Annotated in this window: 9 protein-coding genes; 3 read left to right on the top strand and 6 right to left on the bottom strand. The window is 70.0% G+C overall.

What is annotated here, in order from left to right; translation table 11 throughout:
* Nucleotides 1–23: 23 nt before the first annotated feature.
* The 5 genes from O0S08_RS29695 to O0S08_RS29715 form a co-directional block, all read right to left on the bottom strand.
* A complete protein-coding gene (locus O0S08_RS29695; protein ID WP_269032710.1) occupies nt 24–821 on the bottom strand; it encodes a BPL-N domain-containing protein in 798 nt (265 codons plus the stop codon).
* 99 nt (nt 822–920) lie between these two features.
* Nucleotides 921–6,323 (bottom strand): DNA repair ATPase, encoded by a 5,403-nt coding sequence (locus O0S08_RS29700; protein ID WP_269032711.1) that lies wholly within the window; start codon nt 6,321–6,323, stop codon nt 921–923.
* A gap of 12 nt (nt 6,324–6,335) precedes the next feature.
* Entirely contained in the window at nt 6,336–8,489 is a 2,154-nt protein-coding gene (locus O0S08_RS29705) for a flotillin family protein (RefSeq protein ID WP_269032712.1), read from the bottom strand.
* A 33-nt stretch (nt 8,490–8,522) separates the two neighbouring features.
* A complete protein-coding gene (locus O0S08_RS29710) occupies nt 8,523–9,272 on the bottom strand; it encodes an OB-fold-containig protein (RefSeq protein WP_269032713.1) in 750 nt (249 codons plus the stop codon).
* Nucleotides 9,273–9,415: 143 nt separating this feature from the next.
* Entirely contained in the window at nt 9,416–11,038 is a 1,623-nt protein-coding gene (locus O0S08_RS29715; RefSeq protein ID WP_269032714.1) for an aldehyde dehydrogenase family protein, read from the bottom strand.
* A 445-nt stretch (nt 11,039–11,483) separates the two neighbouring features.
* On the opposite strand from O0S08_RS29715, the gene O0S08_RS29720 reads away from it, so the two are divergent.
* Nucleotides 11,484–12,305: a hypothetical protein gene (locus O0S08_RS29720; RefSeq protein ID WP_269032715.1), complete on the top strand. Its 822-nt coding sequence runs from the start codon at nt 11,484–11,486 to the stop codon at nt 12,303–12,305.
* Nucleotides 12,306–12,375: 70 nt separating this feature from the next.
* Here the strand turns inward: O0S08_RS29720 and O0S08_RS29725 are convergent, their stop codons facing one another.
* Nucleotides 12,376–13,617: a penicillin-insensitive murein endopeptidase gene (locus tag O0S08_RS29725; RefSeq protein ID WP_269032716.1), complete on the bottom strand. Its 1,242-nt coding sequence runs from the start codon at nt 13,615–13,617 to the stop codon at nt 12,376–12,378.
* 182 nt (nt 13,618–13,799) lie between these two features.
* Here O0S08_RS29725 and O0S08_RS29730 point away from each other — a divergent pair, with 182 nt between their 5' ends.
* Both O0S08_RS29730 and O0S08_RS29735 read left to right on the top strand, forming a co-directional pair.
* The gene (locus O0S08_RS29730; protein WP_269032717.1) at nt 13,800–14,648 is read left to right on the top strand and encodes an AAA family ATPase; all 849 of its coding nucleotides are present in this window, start codon (nt 13,800–13,802) and stop codon (nt 14,646–14,648) included.
* Between the two features lie 15 nt (nt 14,649–14,663).
* Nucleotides 14,664–16,721, top strand: a complete 2,058-nt coding sequence (locus O0S08_RS29735) for a hypothetical protein (protein WP_269032718.1) — start codon at nt 14,664–14,666, stop codon at nt 16,719–16,721.
* Nucleotides 16,722–16,863 lie beyond the last annotated feature (142 nt).

Raw genomic sequence — 16,863 nt, forward strand, 5'->3', positions numbered from 1 at the left:
ACTCGCGCACCTGAGCACCGGGCTCAGCCGAACACTTCGGCGAAGCCGAGGTCCTGCGGGACCTCGCCGGTCTTCGCCACCCAGCGCAGCCCGCTCAGCATCAGCGCGTCCTGCACGACCCCGCGCCCGCCGAGGATCGGGTTGGGCGAGAACAGCAGCACGCGGCCCTTGCCGAACTGCGACGCAGTGATCGCCGGCGTGCCGGGCATCTCGCCCGGACCTGTCCCCTTGGACATATTATAAATTTCGCCGATGAACGTCGCCAGCGGCACGTAGGGCGCCAGCCCCTCGACGGCCACCGGCGTGAAGATCGGCCCGTTGGCGTAGAACAGCTTGAACGGCTCGCGGCCCGGGGCCGACACGTCGAGCCCGGCGATCCCGCGCTGCCAGAAGTCGCCCGTCAGGTTGCGACCGGCGACGATCCGCAGCTTGTGGAACTGGTCCTCGCCCTGCAGCGCCATGTACGCCCCGGCGCACACGCCGACGTAGCCGCCGCCGCGGGCCACGAAGTCCTTCACCTGCTGTTTGCCGACGTCGCCGAGGTTGCGCCCCTGGGCCGTGCCGCTGCCGCCCATGAACACCGCGACGTCCTCGTCGGCGAGCGACCCGCCGCGGATGTCCTCGGGGACAGTCACCCGCAGGCGAAAGCCCTCGCGCCCCTCGAGCAGCTGCCTGGCCGCCGCGAAGGCCGCCGGGTGCACCCCTCCGGCCTTGTACAGCGCCACTCGCACCGGCTTCTGCCCCGCGCGCGCCCGCACGGGCAACATCGCCCCGATCGCCGCCCCGATGGTCGCCCCGAGGATTTCGCGTCGCCGCAGCACCTCCCGAGGGTGCCACAACTCCCGGCCCCGCGCCGCTTCCAGGCCTGGAGACACCGCGTGGCCGCGCGCATCGACCTCGCGCCGTCGCTCGCGCGCCGCTCAGCGCAGGTACTTGCCTTTGAGGATCTCGTCGATCTCTTGCAGCATCCCGAGCATCTGGTCGACGCGATCCTGCAGGCCGCGCACGTCCTGCAGGTTGCCCGTGGCCGCGCGCACCAGCGGCACCAGAGTGCGCTCGACGATGGCGACCTGCTGGGCCAGCAGCTCCTGCACGCCGGGGGGCGGCTCGTTGTGCACGTCGACCTTGAGCGTCGCCTGGTTGAGGCCCTCGAGCGCGCTGGCGATCCGCGCGACGATCGGCCGCGCCCAGTCGAGCCCGCCGGTCGTCGGCGGCGCGACGCTCGGCATCGGCAGCGTCGTCAGCTTCTTCTCCGGCTCCGGCGCCTTCTGTTGCGCCTGCGCCTGCGCCTGCGCCTGCGCCATCAGCTCGACCAGCCGCGCCTGCTGGGCCATCTGCGCCTGCTGCAGCTCCTTGCTGTTGGCCGCGTCGCGCTCGGCCGCCACCAGCAGCGAGTCCTTGACCTGCTCGACGCGCTCGGCGAGCACCGACAGCTGCCCCGCCACGCGCACCGCCGGGTCGTCGGCCGCCCCGCCGAGGCTGCGCACGCGCTGGAACTCGCGCTTGATCGTCGACCAGCGCTCGGTCTGCGGCGCCGTCTGACGGCCGCGCATCTCCGCCAGCTTGAGCAGGTTCTGCTCGGCCGCCACCGTGAGCGTCTGGGCCTCGCCGGCGTAATGGTCGTCGACCAGGCGATCGACCTCGTCGGCGGTCATCGCCGCCGCGACCTTCTCGGCCAGCTTGTTCATGTTGCGGTAGCTGCCCTGCAGCTTGAACGCCGGCTCGGTGCGGAACTTGTCGTCCATCGCCGCCGACGCGATGTACTCCTTGTTCACGCGCAGCAGCACCTCCTGCACGCGGAACAGGTGCTTGATGACGCCGACGACCTCCTGCACCTCGGCGCCGGAGTAGCCGTACGAGAAGTCGGTGCTCGGGACCTCCTCGCCGCGCGCCATCTTGATGAAGCGGTAGACGTCGGCCTGCTCGCGGGTGGCCAGCGGCGCCAGGGTGCGGTTCGACGTCAGCGTGTTCTCGATGTAGCTGAGCGAGAACGCCTCGAGGTTGCCGCCGAGGATGTCGCCGAGGTTGTAGGTGTCGGCGCGGTTGGCCAGCATGTCGGGGATCTTGAACGCCGCGCCCGACTCCGTGTACGGGTTGCCCGCCATCACCACGCAGAACTTCTTGCCGCGCAGATCATAAGTGCGCGACCGGCCGCGCCACACGCCCTCGATCCGCCGCTGCGCGTCGCACAGCGAGATGAACTTCTGCAGGAACTCCGGGTTGGTGTGCTGGATGTCGTCGAGGTAGAGCATCACGTTGTTGCCCATCTCGAGCGCCAGGTTGACCTTCTCGACCTCCTGGGCCGCCGTCGCGTTCGGCGCCTCGGACGGATCGATCGACACCACCTCGTGGCCGAGCGCCGGCCCGTTGATCTTCATGAACACCAGGCCGAGCCGGTTGGCGACGTACTCCATCAGCGTCGTCTTGCCGTAGCCCGGCGGCGAGATGAGCAGCAGCATGCCCATCCGGTCGGTGCGCTTCTGATCGCCTGCGGCCCCCAGCTGCTTGGCCATGTTGGCGCCGACCAGCGGCAGGTACACCTCGCTGACCAGCTTGTTGCGCACGAACGAGGTCAGCACCTTGGGCATGAACTCGTCGAGCCGCAGCCGCTTGCGCTCGCGGTCGATGAGCTGCTGGCGCAGGCGGCGGAACTCGCGGAAGCCCGGCACGCGCACCCGCGCGAACTCGCCGAGGCGGCCGAGGAACTCGTCGAGCCGCAGCTCGAGCGTGCGCTCGCGGATCCGCGGGTGCTGGCCCAAAAGACCGGTGACCTGCGCGCTCTCGATCGCGGTCTGGACCTCGCGGTCGAGCTTGCGGTCGGTCAGCGCCAGCGCGGCCGCCTCGACCAGCGCCGTCGCCCCCTTGGCCTGCTCCGGCAGCGCCGCCGCGAACGCCTCGAGCCACGCCTTCACCAGCTCGAAGCGCTCGCGCAGCCGGCCCTCGAGCGCGCGCAGATCGTCGTCGAGCGCGCGCCGCTTGCCGCCGGCCTCGAGCGCGTTCAGCAGCTCCTGCCACAGCGTCTGCGCCGCCGCGCTGGTGACGAAGCGCGGGCGCTCGTCGACCAGCTCCTCCGCGAGGTAGGCCCCGGCGGCGTGACAATCACCTGGCCCAAAGGACAGCCCCGTCTGCTGCACCCACTCGCCGATCGCCCGCGTCAGCTCGCCCGCCAGCGCGTCCAACGCGGCCCCGTGGCCGAACACGGCGCGCAGCCGGCCGGCGCTCTGGGCCCGCCGGTGCCACACCGCCTTGAGCTCGTTGCGCTCGAACCACGCCCAGAACAGGCAGGCCAGCGCGCGCGGCCCCGGCGACACGCGCAGGAGCCCCGCGGTCGCGTACATCGTCAGCAGCTTGTCGAGGATCAGCGCCGCGTCGGCGTCGTGCAGGCCGCGGTCGTAGCCCTCGTCGTAGCGCTCGGCCGCGAACTTGCGGACCAGCTCGACCAGCCCGCCCGCCTCGCGCCCGGCCGCGTGCAGCTTGTCGATCGTGAGCCCGTGCTCGCCGCGCTCGGCCGCGAACAGCACCGCGGCCGCCAGGTACTCGCCGCGGTACACCTGCTCGATCTCCGACACCAGCTGCTGCGACCAGAAGTCCTTCGTCTTGGCGAACTCGGGGTCCTCGACCGTCTCGTAGAAGTCGGTGCCGCCGAGGTGGATCGCCATCGCGCCGTCGCGCGCCACCAGCGTCAGGTCGAGCACCTGCGTGTTGACGGTGAAGCGGAACGTCCCGAACTTGACGATCTGCGCGCCCGCCTCGAACAGCTCCAGGCGGTCTCGCAGGGCCCGCAGCGCGTCCTGGCGGGCCGCCGTGATCTTGGTGGCGATCTCGTCGGCCTTGACCGAGGCGCCGAGCCCCATCAATCGATCGACCAGCTCCTTGGCCTTCAGCACCATCGCGTCGGCCGCGAAGTAGGCGTTGAGCTCGTCGGCGGTCTTGAAGGTCTGGGCGCGGCGGCCGACACCCTCGAGGATGCGGTCGGCGGCGGCGATGAGGTTCTGCACCCGCGCCTGGCGCTCGTCGAGCAGCGTCTGCTTGCGGGCCTGGAACGCGTCGTGGACCTCCTCGCGCTTGGCCGCGATCTCGCCGAGGAACTCGTCGAACTCGGAGAAGCGACCGGCGAGCTCCTCCAGCTGCACGAGCAGCTTCGCCAGCTGCTCGTCGCACTTCTCCGGCGTGTCGCACAGCGCCAGGCCCGACGACACAGTCTGGGCGAACAGCTTGAACTGGGCCGCGAACTCGGCCTTGCCCTCGGACGTGAGCAGCTGCTTGCGAACGCTCTGGAACGTCGCCCGCACCCGGCCCTGGTGGGCGAACACCGTCGAGATGTCCTCGAGGATCTTCGTCCGCGCCACCGCGTCCCCGACCTGCAGCCCGCTGACGACCTCGGCCAGCACGTTGAGGCCGTCGCCGATCGCCTGGATGTCCTCCTCGATCGGCTGCAGCTGCGCCGCGTTGTCGACCTTCTCGAGCCTGGCCAGGACCTCGTCGAGCCGCTTGCCGACCGGGATCAGCGCCTCGCCCTTGACCAGGAACTCGACGCACGCCTTGCTGATGCGGTCGAACTCCTCGACCAGCTGCTTCTCGAGCACGTCGAGCGCGGCCAGGTCGATCGACCGCACCTCCCGCAGGGTGATGACGGCGCCCCGTTGGTTGCGCAGGGCCGTCAGCGCCTGCATGTACTGCTCGACGCTCTTCCAGTCGCCCGGCCGCAGCGTCTTGACCAGCGCGGTCTGCTTGGTCTGCGCGTCCTGCAGCGCCTCGCGGGCGCGCTTGCGGATCGCCACGACCTTCTCGAACTCGTCGATGATGAGCTCGCCGGTCTGGCGGATCGTCTTGACGTCGCTGGCGAGGTCGCCGACCTCGGCGTGGCCCAACCAGTAATAGTTGTCGACCAGTCGCTGCGCCTGCGCGATCAGGTCCTCGTAGGTCTCGCGGCGCGGGTCGCTGTTGTCGATCAGGCGCGTGACGCTGAACGCTTCGCTGATCCCGCGCACCAATTCGGCGTTGCCGACCTTGGCCAGGTACGACCCGTCGGTCGGGGCCGCGGCCGCGAACTCCGACGTCATGAACGGCGTCTGCCACACCTGCATCGGGTGCAGCTGGGCCTGCTCCTCGCTCTGGGCGCGGAACACGATCAGCTTGCCGTCGCGGAACAGGCTGTAGCCGTTGCACTGGATCGGGTTGGCCATCTCCTTGCGGATCAGGTTGTACGGGAACAGCACGTAGCGGCCCTGATCGCGGCGGTAGAACACGTAGAGCACGTCTTCGCCGTTGGGCGCGTCGATCCGGCGCTCGAACTCGAAGGCCCCGGTGTCGCCCCCGAACTGCTTGGTGTCCCCCGTCGTCAGGTAATACCCACCGGGGAAGACCACCCCGTGCCCCTCGGGCAGCTGCATGCAGCTCTGGCCGATCGCGTCGACGCGCGCGACCGACTTGAGCCGGGTGTTGTAGACGAAGAAGCGGGCCTTCTGCTCGCGGTACGGCAGGATCTTCAGCAGCACCAGCGGGCCGACGAGCGCGTAAAAGAACTTGGCGTCGTCGAGCGCCTGGTTGGCGTCCTCGACCGGCTCGCGGTAGATGCCGAGGCCGTCCTTGGTGTTGTTCTCGACCTTGATCGTCAGGTCGCCGCCGACGGTCTCGACGAACACCAGGTCCTTGATCGACACGTGCGGGTGCGGCCCCGACACCTGGTCTTCGCGCGTCGTCGCGGTCCACTCGAAGTCGTGCGACGCCAGCTTCGGCAGCTCGCGATCGCCGCGCGTGTCGACATAGCGGACCCCGCCGCGCGGCAGCACGTTCCAGTGCAGCACCTTCACGTCGGTGGCCGCCGCGCCGATCTGGAAGATCGCGAACAACTTGGTGTCCGTCGCCTTCAGCCGCTGCAGCCGCGTGTCCTTGTAGTACTTGTAGATGTCGGTGAAATCCTTGACGAACTGCTCGCCGTCGAGGAGCCCCGGCACCTTGTCGAGCGCGGCGGGCTGCAGCGCCTGGCCCTCGGGCGCGCCGCCGTCGAAGGTCTGGATCGAGAACACGTCCTCGATCGCGACCTCCTTCTTCATGCCGAAGAACACGTTGTAGCCGAGCAGCAGGTGGCCGCCGGTCTGCACGATGTCGGCCGGGACGCAGGCGTGCTCGGTGCGCACGCGCTCGTTGGCGACCACCTGCAGCTCGCTGCCGCCGAACGCCTGCTTGCGGCGCTCGTTGAGCGCCGTGGTCTTCTCGGCCAGCGCCTTGCCCTGCGCGATCAGACGGGCGCGAATGACCTCGTAGCCGCCGCTCTCGAGCGCCTCGCCGCCGTCCTGCGGCTTGTCCTTCGCCTCTGCCATGACGGCTCCGGCTTACTGGATCCCGAGATCCTTGGCCTTCTCCGCCAGCGCCTGGATCTTCTTCTTCGTCGGGCCGTCGGCGTTGCGCAGCAGGTCGGCGAGGAACGCCGACAGCGTCAACTTCTGCAGGTCGTCGGCCGACACGCCGGACAGCACCTGCTTGAGGTCCTCGGGCAGGCTCTTCTTGCCGTCGAGGTAGTCGCCGAGCAGCTTCTTGAGGGTGTCGCTGTGGTCGATGGTGCCGTCGATCGACTGCGCGGTGCCGACGGCGCGCACGAACTTGTCGAAGAACTGGCCGTCGCCGCCGACGATGTTGATCTTGGCGTGCTCGAGCGCGGTCGCCAACACGCGGGCCTGGGCCTCGGCGATGGTCTTCTGGGCCGCGATCTGGGCCAGCTGGACGTCGCGGTCGCGCTCGAGCTGGAGGCGGAACTCCTCGTGCGCGCGCGGCTCGCCGGCGAAGTTCTGCATCGCCTTGCCCTTCTCGGCCAGGCCGGTCGCCTCGGCCAGCAGCTTCTCGCGGATCGCCGACGCCTGGGCCACGCCCTGGCGCTCCTGCGCGACGGCCTGGGCCGAGCCCTGCTTCTCGATCGCCGCCGCGTCCGCCTCCTTCACGCGCACACCGGCCAGGCCCTTCTGCTCCTCGCCGCTGGCCTCGACCGCGAAGCGCTCGCGCGCGATCGTGTTCTCGGCCATGCCGCGCTTCTCGATCGCGCCGGCCTCGGCCTCCTGCACGCGGACCTTGGCCATCCCGAGCTTCTCGGTGGCGACCGCGTCGGCCTCCTTCACGCGCACGCTGGCCAGCCCCTGCGCGGCCTCCTGGGCCTGCAGGCCCTCGGCCTCGCGGATCTTCGCCTTGGCCTGCTTGTCGGCCGACTCGAGCGACGCCTCGGCGAGGATGAGCTGCTTCTTGGCCTCGTGCTTGGCCACCTCTTCCATCGCCTGGGCGTTCTTCACGTCCTTGACCAGGCGCTCCTGGGCCTCGCCCTCGGCCTTGATGACGCGCGACTCCTTGACGCGGTTGGCCTCGGCCAGCGTGCGCACGTCCTTGGTGCGCTCCTCCTCCTCGGCCACGCCCTTCTCGACCGACACGCGCTCGCGGACCACGTCGGCGATCGCCTTGCGCTCGATCTCCAGCGCCTTCTCCTTCTCGATGCGCAGCAGCTCGACCGCCCGCTCGCGCGCGATCGCCTCGGTCGCGCGGGCCTTCTCGACCCGCTCCGTCTCGACCTGGACCTCGCGCTCCTTGGCCTTCTCGGCGATGAGGATCGCGCGCAGCTTGTCCTGCTCGGCCTTGCCCATCTCGGCCTCGTTGGCCTGCTGGACCAGCGTCGTCTTCCTGTGCTCCTCGCTGGCGACCCGCATCGCCTCGTTCTGCTCGCGGGCCTGCGACATCGCGATCTCCTTGTGCTTCTTCGCCTCGGCGTCGGCGCGCTGCTGCTCGTAGCGGAACACCGCCTCGTCGGAGGCGAGGTTCTGCGAGCCGACGTCCATGCGCTCCTTCTGCCGCAGCTCGTTGGTGCGCACGTTCTGGGCGGCCGTGATCTCGGTGATCTTGCGGATGCCCTGGGCGTCGAGGATGTTGTGCGGGTCGAGCGACGTCATCGGCGTCTGCTCGAGGAAGTCGATCGCCGCGTCGTCGAGGATGTAGCCGTTGAGGTCGCGGCCGATGACCTCGATCAGCTCGTCCTTGAACTGCTCGCGCTTGGTGTAGAGCTCCTCGAAGTCGAGCCGCTTGCCGACGGTCTTGAGCGCCTCGGAGAACTTGGCCGAGAACAGCTCGTCGAGGGTCGCCTGGTCGGACGCGCGGGCGCAGCCGATCGACTGTGCCACCTTGAGCACGTCCTCCGGCGTCTTGTTGACGCGGACGAAGAAGGTGACCTTGATATCGGCGCGGATGTTGTCCTTGCAGATGAGGCCCTCCTTGCCGCGGCGGTCGATGTCGATCGTCTTGACCGAGATGTCCATCATCTCGACGCGGTGGATGATCGGGTACACGATCTTGCCGGCGAACGAGACCTCGGCGCTGCTGTTCCAGCGATTGATGATCAGCGCCTTGCCCTGGTCGACCTGGCGGAAGAACCGGCTGATGACGAACCCCATGGCGAACAGCCCCAACAGGCTCGCTACCACCACGCTTGCGATCAGGATTAGCGTCGGATCCATACTGTTTTATCCCTCTCCGCGGACGACCCCGCGCTACGGGCGGGCCAGGCTGTCCTTCACCTCGAATGGCTCGACCATGTAAGTCCGGGCTTCGGCGTCGTAGCTCACGAGCACCACGCGCATGTGCCTCGCCAGCGCGTTCGGCGTGGCGCAGCGGACGTCGACGATGAGGTTCGCGCCGTCCTCCTGCAGGTTGGCCTGGCCGAAGCGCTCGTCGACGCGGCCGGTGGTGACGACCGCGAGCTTGCCGACCAGATCGCTGCGCCGGATCGGCTGATGCGGCTTGAAGGCCTTGCCTAGCGCCCGGGCGATCAAACCCGACAGCATGCCGGCGACGACCATCGCGCCGAAGCCGATGGCGACGTGCACCGGGACGGAGGCGACACCGTAGTCGCGCAGCATCAGCGTGGCGAAGGTCGACAGGGCCCACGCGAACAGGGTCAGCATGGAGATGACGAGGGTCGCCGGCACCTTGCCGAAGCCCATCGCGGCCAGCAGGCTGAACCCGCCCGAGACGCCCTCGAGCTTGCCGACCGCACCTTCGATCTTGCCGGTGGCGCCCTCGACCGCCCCGTCGACCTTGCCGGCCATCGCCTCGACCGCCCCGTCGACCTTGCCGGCCATCGCATCGACCGCCCCGTCGATCTTGCCGGCCGCGCCGTCGAGCAGGTCGCTGCCGATCCCACCGACCAGAGCGAGCAGCCAGTACCCCATGACAATCAACAGGGCGACCGTGAACACCACGGTGGGGAAGCTGACGATCGCGGCGATGAACTCGTCCATGGGCCAGCGGAGCGCGGAGTGTGAATGGTGCCACACGCCGCGTCGCTCTGCCAAGCCGACCGTCCGGGTTCGGATCCGCCCGATCCCGGCGAGTTATCTGTCCGTGAAGACAGGTGCCTGCGCCGCTCGTCGGCGCGCGACGGTCACGACGATTCGTCGGACCGTTGATGACGCGCCAGCGACAGCAACGAACGGGCGATTTGCAGCGCCCCGCGCGCCTTCTTGCCGATCCCGGCGCCGTAGATCGCCCGCACCGCGCCGGTCACCAGCTCGAGCGTCGCCGGCCGTACGGGGTACAGCGCCATGCCCTGGCGCACCGGGACGCGGTCGGTGACGATCGCCTTCTCGTTGCAGCAGGCGCGTAGGCCCTCGCGGCCGTTGATGCGCCCGAACCCCGAGATCTTGAGGCCGCCGAACGGCAGCGACTGGATCATGTAGGCCAGGCCGAAGTCGTTGACCGTGGTCATGCCGGCCGCGATCGCGCGGGCGAGCCGCTCGCCGCGGGCCGGATCGCGCGTGAACACCGACGAGCCGAGCCCGTACGGGCAATCGTTGGCGAGCCGCACCGCCTCGGCCTCGGAGTTGACCTTCAGGATCACCATCACCGGGCCGAACTGCTCCTCCCGGGTGATCCGCATCGTGTGGTCGACGTCGACCAGCACCGTCGGCGGATAGTAGTTACCCGGCAGGTCGGTCCGCGGCTTGCCGCCGCACAACACCCGCGCGCCCTTGGCGACGGCGTCGTCGACCAGCTCCTGGACGATCTGGAGCTGGCGCGGCATCGTCATCGCGCCGAGGTCGACCTCGCCCTGCAGCGGCGGCCCCTGGCGCAGCGCCTTCGCGCGGGCCACCACCTCGTGCACGAACGCGTCGTAGATGCCGGCGAACACGTACAGCCGCTCGGCGCCGACGCACATCTGCCCGCAGGCGTTGAACACCCCGAACGTGGCGGTGCTGACCGCCTGCTCGAGGTCGGCGTCGTCGCAGATGATCATCGGGTCCTTGCCGCCGAGCTCGAGCACCACCGGGGTGAGCGTCTCCGCGGCCGCAGCCATGACCTTGCGGCCGTTCTGCGGCGAGCCGGTGAAGAAGATCTTGTCGACGCCCGAGGTCACGAGCGCCGAGCCGGTCTCGCCGTAGCCGGTGACGATCTGCACGAGGTCGGGGCTGTGGCCGCGACGTCGCAGCACCTCGGCGAAGATCTCGACGTAGCGCAGCGACGACCAGGTCGCCAGCTCGCTGACCTTGACCACCACCGCGTTGCCGGCGAACAGCGCCGGGATCGCCGGGCAGAAGAAGTTGTGGAACGGGAAGTTCCACGGCGCGATCACGCCGATGACCCCGAGCGGCAGGTACTCGACGCGCGCGGCCTTGTGCGGCAGGAGCCCCGACGGGCGCCGCTCGGCGCGGAGGTCGGCCTCGCCGTGCGCGATCGTGTAGCGGAGCTTCTCGCAGACGGGGAAGATCTCGCCCATCGCCGCGTCGACCATCGTCTTCCCGGAATCGCGCACCGCGAGGCGACAGATCTCCTCCTGGTGCTGGACCACGTAGCGCAAGATGTCCGAAAGGACAGCCCGCCGCTCGGCCCACGACGTCGCCGCCCACGCCGCCTGGGCCGCACGCGCCCGCTGGACCACGGCCACGACCGCGTCCCTGTCCATCACCGGCGCCTCGCCGAAGCGTTCGCCGGTGGCCGGATCGCTGCACGGTAGAACGGTGGGCGGCGGAGGGGGCTCGGGGGGAACGGTTCGCAGCGTGGTCGCCATGGCGCGGCACCTTAGCGGCTTTGCCGGCGCGCCGGCTTGAGCCGGATCACGTCGTCTGCAAACATCGACGTGTCGCCGGTCTTCGCATGCCCCTGGCCCCCGCCGCGCAGCCCGTCGTCGCCGCGCCCGACCTGCCCCCGCAGCGAGTGCCGCGACCGGGGCCCTTCGACCCGCCCTCGCGCGGGGATCCGGGCAGCTGCCTGGGCATGAAGAGGGCGCAATACGGCACCGACGAGCAACGCAGCCGGCGTGACGGAGAACGGGCGCGGGAGGACAAGGCCCGGTCGCGACGTCGGGCCCCGGATCCACCCCGACGCCACGCATCGCCTCAGCGGACGCGCGCGAGCTCACGATCCGCCGCACCGACGGCTCCGGTCCTCGGGACGAGCGGCGCGCACGACATGGTCTTTAGGACAGGTAAACATTAACCTTCGGACATCTGCCCATGCATCACTCGTTGGTCGCCGCCCTATCGTTCGCCCTCTTGCAACCTGCCGCGCCCGCCCTCGCGCCGGCCCCGGCGGCCCAGCCTGCCCCCGTAGCTGTCCAACCAGCGGCGCCGCCTGTCCCGGCGCAGCCCGCCGCGCCCGCGCAGCCTTACGCGCAACCGACTCCGCCCGAGCAACCCTACGCGCAGCCGCTCGAGCCCACGCAGCCCTACCCACCGCCCAGCCAGCCCCAGGGCGGCCCGCCGAACACGTACTCCCCCGAGACGCCGCCCGCCACGACGACGACGCCGCCCGCCGGCGTCGAGGGGCCCGCGAACGCCCCCGAATCGGTCACGCACCGCAAGCTCGTGTTCGCCAACTTTTACGCCCTCAACTTCGGCATCCTCTCGCCCTTCCCCTCCGGCGACTTCAGCTTCTTCCTCGGCACCAACCTGCGCCCGCGCAAGAACCGGGCCCGCACCTTCGACTGGAACACTGCGCTCGGCTACCAGTTGACGCTCTCGGTCGGCCTCGCGGACGAGATGTCGTACGAGCTGTCCCCGGTCGACGACTACAACATCTTCATCCACCGCCACCACCTCACCGCGATGGGCTACGGCGGGCAGAAGCAACGGCTGTTCTACTCGATGGGCGCCGGCGTCGCGTTCCTGCTGTCGCAGATAGGCGGCGTCGAGGGCGAAGGCCGCCTCGGCTACGTGTTCAGCAAGCCGGAGAGGCGGATCAAGGGCGTGGTCGGCGGGCAGGCCCGCATCACCGCCGCGTTCGGCGGCGTCCCGCTGCTGCAGCTGGGGCCGTTCATCGGCTTCATGACTTTCTGACCGCGCGGACATGTCGCCCGAGACAGGTCCGCGAGAACATGCCCTGAAGGGCATGCCCCGGCGGGCACGCTCAGCGGTGGAAGCGGACGTGGAAGTGGTCGCGGTGGCCCTTCCAGTGGCGGATGATGCCGTAGCCACGGCCCTTGCCGCGCGGGTACTGGAACAGCTCGTCGAGCTTGGACTCCGGCACGCCTTTCTTCTTGGCGTGCTCGTAGAGGACCTTCTGCAGGCCGTAGTCGAGGAAGATCGCGCGGACCTCCTTGGTGTCGACGAACGACTTGATGAGCGCCCACGTGCGCGCGACGTCGAGGTTGTCGGCGTTGCCGGAGAGGAACCGGACCTCGCCGGCGTCTGCCCCCTTGAGCACCAGGCCGACGTCGACGTCGACGCCCTTCTGGTGCGACTTGTGGCCCTTGAGCGGCCCCCCGCCGCGGGCGCTGATGTCGCCGACGTGCACCTGCGGCCCGCCCTTGATGCCTTTCAGCTGGGCGTACTTCGAGATCGCGAACTTGATCGCCTTGATCGTCGCGCCTGTCCCGAATGCCAGGTTCGGCCGCTTGATGTAATAGTACTTGCCCGGGTCGAGCGGGATGCCGATCCGCAGCACCCCGCGATCTTCGTCCTTCGAGGGAGCGAACGCGGCGATGATGCCGCGGTCGACGAGGATCGTCAGCTCGTCGCCGGGCCGCAGGTCGGACTTGTTGGCGTCCAGCCGCTTGCGCAGCGAGCCCTTCTGCAGCGCGAGCAGCTCGCTGACCTTCATGTGGTACTTCTCGGCGATCTCGCTCAGCGAGTCGCCCTTCTTGACCGTGTAGCTGCCCTCCTCTTCGAGGTGCGGCGGCACCTCGGGGTCGGGGCAGACCAGCACGATCTGGCCGATCGACAGCTTGTCCGGGTTCTTCTTCAGCTTCGGATTGAGCCTGGTGATGTCGCCCATCCGCACCCCGTACTGGCCGGCGATGCGCCCGAGGTTGTCGCCGGACTTGACCTTGTGCTCCCAGATCGGCGTCTTGCCGCCGCAGCGCGGGTCGCCCTTGGGCTTCTTGGCCGAACTCGACTTCGTCGGCTTCTTGCCGGACTTGGCCGACTTGGACTTGGTCGCGGTCGGCGGCTCCGGCTCCGCCGCCGGCTCGGGCGCGATGACCGCTGGGACGTCTTCTTCTTCCTCTTCCTCGGGGGTGCCCGCCTCGGGCGGGTCGAGCAGGACCGGGGAGGCCGCCGCGGTGGGGACCGTCACGAGCCCGATCCACAGGGCCAGAGCGGTCAGCGCCCGCGGCAGGCGCCCGTGAGGGAGAAGATGGCTGGTTCGCATTCAGCGCTCCTGTGCTCGAACAGGCCCGGGGGCCCGCGCCGCGGCCTTAGACCGCGGCGGGGGCGCCAGATTCACCACCCAGGGCCCTTCAGGGACAAAAGTCTCACGCGCGGCGGCAAAGCGCCACAAACTCGCGAGGTCCTCGCGGCGCCGGCCCGACGCCTGATATACCGGCACTCACGATGGAGAGCGTCGTCATCCAGGGCGTCGAATTGCGCCTCACTCCGCCCGACGAGATGCGCTGGCAGTGGGTCGGGCGACCCGAGTTGAAGCGCCAGCTGCTGGCCGCGTGGGCCGTGTTGGACGAACAAGATCACGCGCTGTCGCCACGTTTAGTCGGCAAGCCCGGCGTTGGCAAGACGACATTGGCGTCGGCCGCCGCGCGCGCCCTCGACGTCCCGCTCTATGTGTTCCAGGCGACCATGGACACCCGGCCCGAGGACCTGCTGGTCACGCCGGTCATCACCGATGGCCAGAAGCTGCGCTACACCGCCAGCCCGCTGGTGAGCGCGATGATCAAGGGCGGCGTGTGCGTGCTCGACGAGGGCAACCGCATGAGCGAGCGCAGCTGGGCCTCGCTGGCGCCGCTGCTCGACCGCCGGCGCTACGTCGAGTCGGTGGTCGCGGGCGTCAAGATCCACGCGCATCGCAACTTCCGCTTCTGCGCGACGATGAACGACGACGCCAGCACCTTCGACATCCCCGAGTACATCCAGAGCCGGCTGCAGCCGCAGATCGTGATCGACTTCCCCGAGCGCGACGAGGAGACCGCGATCCTGCAGGCCAACCTGCCGTTCGCCAGCCCGCGGATCCTCCACTACCTCGCGGTGTTCCTCCAGCGCGCGCACGAGGACGACCAGCCGTTCACGGTGCGCGACGGCATCAACATCGCCCGCTACGCGCTGAAGCTCGGCGCCAGCGACCGCGGCGGCCTCGACGTGAAGAAGCACGTGCGCCAGGCCACCGCCATGATCCTCGGCGACGACGCGCTCGAGTACCTCCCCGGCGAGGTCCCGCTCGAGCAGCCTTGACCTGAACTTTCGGCCATGTTCGACGACGCCGCCGCGACCTACCGCCCGGCCTGGCCGGACCCGCTCAGCCTCTCGCGCGACGAGCTGGCCGAGCTCGACATGATCCTGCCCGGCGTCGTCGTCCTGCCGGTGGTGCACGGCCGCCTCGAGTGCGCGCAGATGGTCCGGCGCGCGATCGAGAAGTTCAGCCCCGCCGCCATCGCCGTCGAGCTGCCGGCGGGGATCGGCGAGCCGCTCGCCCGCGCGATCGCCCGCCTGCCGCTGCTCAGCGCGCTCGAGGTCCCGAACGAGGCCGAGCACGGGCGCCCGCAGTACCTCGTGGTCGAGCCGGCCGACCCGCTGATCGAGGCGGTGCGCCGCGCGACCGAGCTCGGGATCCCGTTCCACCTGGTCGACCGCGAGGTCGCCGATTATCCGTCGGCGCGCGACAGCTTGCCCGACGTCGCCAGCGCCGAGTCCGTCGGCGCCGCCGCCTGGCTGCGCGCCGGCCTGGCCGCCGCCTCGATCAGCCCGCGCGTCGCCGCCGACGACCTGCGCGAGGACTTCATGGCCGGCTCGATCGCCGCCCTCGCGCTGCGCCAGAACCTGCCCGACGCCGCCGTCCTGGTCGTCTGCGGCCTGCACCACGCGCGCGGCCTGGTCGCGCGCCTCGGCCCGCTGCTGGCCGAAGGCGCCTCGCCGCCCGCGCCGCTGCGTCGCCTCACCAGGCGCGAAGGACATGTCCTTTGGCACCTGTCCGAACAGTCCAGCGCCGAGGTGCTCGGCGAGCCGGCCTTCCTCCAGGCCGCGTACGAGCGCAGCCGCGGCAGCGCCCCGCCCTCGGCGCTGAGCCCGGCGAGCGCCGGCGCCGTGCTCGACCTGTTCACGCGGGCGCGCCAGGCCCCGCTCCAGGACCCGTTCCGCACGCCCTCGCCGCCCGATCCGTTCGACGAGCGGCCGCGGGTCACCGGGCGAACGGGCCTCCTGCTGGCGATCTGCCAGCAGGCGCGGACGCGCTACCGCGAGCGCACCGGCGGCGATCTCCGGCCCGGCGTGATCCTCCGCCTGCTGCGCTACGCCCACGCCTACGCGCTCGAGGAGGGGGCGATCGCGCCCGACCTCTACCAGCTCGTCGTCGCCGCGCGCGGCTTCGTCGACGACACCTACGCCCAGGAGGTCTGGGAGGTCGCTACCACTTATCCATGGCAGGCGGTGCGGCCCGACTTGCCGCCGCTCGACCTCTCCCTGCGCGACCTCCACGACCGCGTGCGGACGATCCACTTCCACCCGAAGCTCATGCAGCGGCGGCGTCGGCTGATGAAGATCGTGCGGCCGCGAGAGAAGGAGCGGCGCAAGGGCGAGTGGGCCGAACGTTTCACCGGCGACAGCATCTGCTCGTACCCGCCGGAGGACCTCGCGCTCGAGCACTACGGCGCGTTCCTGCGCAAGCGCACCGAGCGCGTGCTGTCCGACGCGCACACCCAGGTCGCGCCGTTCTCGACCAGCCTGTTCGACGGCGTCGACGTCCGCGAGACCGTGCGGAACTGGCACCAGGGCAAGATCTACGTGCGCATCGAGCAGCTCGTGCGCGGCAAGCCCGGCGCGGTCGTGGTGATCTTCGACGACGAGCCGCTGGTCCCCGAGGACGACGAGGTCGAGCCGAAGTTCGGCTGGCACATGACCTGGCAGGGCGAGCACGAGGACGAGGGCGACATGGCGCTGTACGCCAGCGACCCGTTCGCGCAGGTCGTCGGCCCGGGCATCGGCCGGGCGCTCTACGGCGGGTTTCTCCTCAATCGTCCGCCGGGGCAGATGTTCGGGGTATGGGAAGACCCGCACTTCGGCGACGCCCGCACCAAGGCCGAGGTGCTGTTGCGGGCGGCGCTCGATTACTCGGCCGAGCGCATGGTCGTCTACGTGGCGGCCACGCCGCCGCGCCCGGCGCTGCGCCAGCTCGCGCAGCGCATGGACAAGAAGATCGTCTACGTCCCGCTGGGGCAGCTGTCCCCGGTCGCGCTCAAGCGGCTGCGGGTGTTTCACGTGCTGAGCGACCGCAACGTGCGGGCGGTCGCGCACCGTTACATCCGCGACTAGGCGCACGCGCGGCGGGCTTCGCACCGAAGGCCGCGAGCGCGGACGGATTTGTTGTCACACGGCCGTGGGTCGGTACCATGCCGCGGGTGGGGCGAGCCGGCCGTGAACACAGGTCGGTCGGCCGGCGTCCCTGCGGCCACGC

The organism is Nannocystis punicea (assembly GCF_026965555.1).
Taxonomy (GTDB): Bacteria; Myxococcota_A; Polyangia; order Nannocystales; family Nannocystaceae; genus Nannocystis; species Nannocystis punicea.

Bases quoted from the DNA above. Each gene is read 5' to 3' on its own strand.
- O0S08_RS29710 (WP_269032713.1), bottom strand. From the start codon at position 9,272: ATGGACGAGTTCATCGCCGCGATCGTCAGCTTCCCCACCGTGGTGTTC.
- O0S08_RS29705 (WP_269032712.1), bottom strand. From the start codon at position 8,489: ATGGATCCGACGCTAATCCTGATCGCAAGCGTGGTGGTAGCGAGCCTG.
- O0S08_RS29725 (WP_269032716.1), bottom strand. From the start codon at position 13,617: ATGCGAACCAGCCATCTTCTCCCTCACGGGCGCCTGCCGCGGGCGCTG.
- O0S08_RS29720 (WP_269032715.1), top strand. From the start codon at position 11,484: ATGCATCACTCGTTGGTCGCCGCCCTATCGTTCGCCCTCTTGCAACCT.
- O0S08_RS29715 (WP_269032714.1), bottom strand. From the start codon at position 11,038: ATGGCGACCACGCTGCGAACCGTTCCCCCCGAGCCCCCTCCGCCGCCC.
- O0S08_RS29730 (WP_269032717.1), top strand. From the start codon at position 13,800: ATGGAGAGCGTCGTCATCCAGGGCGTCGAATTGCGCCTCACTCCGCCC.
- O0S08_RS29700 (WP_269032711.1), bottom strand. From the start codon at position 6,323: ATGGCAGAGGCGAAGGACAAGCCGCAGGACGGCGGCGAGGCGCTCGAG.
- O0S08_RS29735 (WP_269032718.1), top strand. From the start codon at position 14,664: ATGTTCGACGACGCCGCCGCGACCTACCGCCCGGCCTGGCCGGACCCG.